Here is a 2439-nt window from a genome sequence, read left to right on the forward strand (position 1 = left end):
GCAGGCCTACCACGGCGGCCCGGTGTACCGGCCCGGACCGCCGATGGTGCACCCCGGCCATCCGCAGATGCACGGCCAGCGCGGCGTCGGCCCGCAGCACAACTGGTACCGCGGCAGCCGCGTGCCGCCCATGTACCGCTCGCACCATTACGTGGTGAACAACTGGCGCCACCACCACCTGGCGCCCCCGCCGCGCGGATACCACTGGGTGCAGAACGGGCCGGACTACCTGCTCATCGCCATCGGCACCGGGGTGATCGCGCAGATCGTCTTCCAGTAGGCCGCCGGCCGGCAACAGGGGACGACGGCCCGCGCACCCCGCCGGTCAGTAGCTGCGGCCGCCCTTGTACATGGCGTGCTGGCGCCGGTTGAGCGTGGCCGCCTCGCCCAGGCGCGCCATGGCCGCCCCCGCATGCGCGTGGGTGATGGCCATGCCCAGCGCATCGGCCGCGTCGGAGCCGGGCAGGCCCGGCAGGTGCAGCAGCCGCCGCACCATCTCCTGCACCTGGGTCTTGGCGGCCCGGCCGTGGCCGACCACGGCCTTCTTCATCTGCAGCGCGGTGTACTCGGCCACCGGCAGGTCGCTGGCCACCAGCGCGGTGATGCAGGCGCCCCGCGCCTGGCCCAGCAGCAGGGTGGACTGGGGGTTCACGTTCACGAAGACGATTTCCACCGTGGCCACGTCGGGCTGGTAGCGCGCCACCACCTCGGTGATGCCGTCGAACAGCACCTTGAGCCGGCCCGGCAGGTTGCCCAGCGCGAGCGCCGTGGTGCGGATCGTCCCGCTCGCGACGTAGCTCAGCGCGTGGCCGTCCACATCCACCACGCCGAAGCCGGTGGTCTGCAGGCCGGGGTCAATTCCCAGGATTCGCATGTGCTCACTTATTCATAGCATCAAGGGTAATAAGTTCTAGGGCATAAGGCCGATTTCGCCTACAAGCCGAAGTACCAGCGCACGGAGTGGAAGAACACCGGCGCCGCAAAGCACAGCGCGTCCACCCGGTCCAGCAGCCCGCCCGCGCCCGTGACCGACTGGCCCTGCATGCCCCAGCTGGTGATGCCACGGTCGCGCTTGAGCGCCTTCATCACCAGGTGGCCCAGGCTGCCCGCCAGGCACGCCAGCAGGGCCATGCCCAGCGCCTGCCCTGGCTTGAACGGCGTGATGAACGACAGCATGACCCCGGCCACGCCGCCCACCGCCACGCCGCTGGCCCAGCTCAGCCACTGGAAGCTCTGGCTCACCTGCGGCGCCACCGGCTTGTGGGGGAACCGGCGGCCCAGCAGGTGCTGGGCGATCACGCCGGCCTGCACCACCACGACCAGGAAGAACACCAGGAAGGCGCCCTTGCCTTCGTAACCGGGGAAGTCGAGCAGCAGCAGCGCGGGCACATGGCTCATGCCGTACACGCACACCATGATCCCCCACTGCAGCTTGGCGTTGCGCTCCAGGAAGCGCTCGGGGTCGTTGGCGAGCGCGCTGGCCACCGGCAGCGCGAGAAAGACGTACACCGGGATGAACACCGTGAACAGGTCGAACTTGCGCGTGCCCACGAGGATGAACTGCAGCGGCAGCACCACGAAGAAGGCCAGCACCAGGCTGCGGTGGTCGCCCCGGCGCGTGGGCGAGAGGGTGATGAACTCGCGCAGCGCGAAGAACGCCACGATGGCGAAGAGCACCGTGGCCACGGTATCGCCCAGGGCCCAGCCCACCCAGAACACGGTGGCCATGAACCACGAGGTCTTGAGCAGGCTCCAGAAGCGCCGCCATTCCTGCTGGTGCGCCTCGTGCTCGGCCTGGTCCTGCACGCCGGTGCCGCGCGCCTCGCGCAGCGTCTGGAAGAAGGCGTAGAGGGTGACCAGCGAGAGCAGGCCGAACATCGCGACGAAGAGCGCGCCGATCTGCTGCGTGGTGGTGAGGTTGCGAAGGAAGTCGTTCATGTCAGACCTCCCGCAGCGCGATGACGGCGCGGCGCGCGCGGTCCAGGAACGGGCGGCGCTCCTCGCCGGGCTCGACCTGGATCGGGGCGCCGAAGGTCACCGAGCACAGGATGGGCACGGGCACCACTTCGCCCTTGGGCATCACGCGCTGCACGTTGTGGATCCAGGCCGGCACCAGCACCGCCTGCGGGAACATCAGCGCCAGCTTGTACAGGCCCGACTTGAAGGGCTGGGGCTCATCGCCGTGGCCGCGCGTGCCCTCGGGAAAGATCACGATCGAATCGCCGCTGGACAGCGCCTGCACCAGCGGGGCCAGCGGGTCGTCGGGCGCGAGCGCGGCGCGCAGGGCCTCGGGTGTCGGCGGCGCGGATTCGGCGGCGGCTTCATGGGGCGCCGGAGCCAGGGTCTCCATCATCGATCCGCTCTGCGGAATGTCAGCTGCGTTCAGGGCGGTTGGGCCGTCCGCCGGGGCCGGCGGGGCAGGGTCCAGGGCGGCCGTTT

Annotated in this window: 4 protein-coding genes; 1 reads left to right on the forward strand and 3 read right to left on the reverse strand. The window is 70.2% G+C overall.

The genetic code is table 11. The features are described from left to right. The coding region (locus tag AC27IQ_RS22575) for an RcnB family protein (RefSeq protein WP_487090871.1) at positions 1-280 on the forward strand (280 nt) is incomplete at its 5' end. A 45-nt stretch (positions 281-325) separates the two neighbouring features. Here AC27IQ_RS22575 and ruvC read toward each other — a convergent pair. From ruvC to AC27IQ_RS22590, 3 genes are all read right to left on the reverse strand, one after another. Further along, positions 326-874 (reverse strand): crossover junction endodeoxyribonuclease RuvC, encoded by a 549-nt coding sequence (gene ruvC / locus AC27IQ_RS22580; RefSeq protein WP_272567228.1) that lies wholly within the window; start codon positions 872-874, stop codon positions 326-328. 59 nt (positions 875-933) lie between these two features. Next, positions 934-1938, reverse strand: a complete 1005-nt coding sequence (locus AC27IQ_RS22585; protein WP_272567229.1) for a phosphatidate cytidylyltransferase — start codon at positions 1936-1938, stop codon at positions 934-936. Position 1939: 1 nt separating this feature from the next. Continuing rightward, positions 1940-2439 (reverse strand): lysophospholipid acyltransferase family protein (locus AC27IQ_RS22590; RefSeq protein ID WP_487090872.1); only part of this gene is annotated, 500 nt, incomplete at its 5' end.

The organism is Acidovorax sp. KPB24-07 (genome assembly GCF_057543315.1).

Excerpts from the sequence above, each read along its gene's own strand:
- ruvC (WP_272567228.1), bottom strand. The coding sequence starts at position 874 with ATGCGAATCCTGGGAATTGACCCCGGCCTGCAGACCACCGGCTTCGGC.
- AC27IQ_RS22585 (WP_272567229.1), bottom strand. The coding sequence starts at position 1,938 with ATGAACGACTTCCTTCGCAACCTCACCACCACGCAGCAGATCGGCGCG.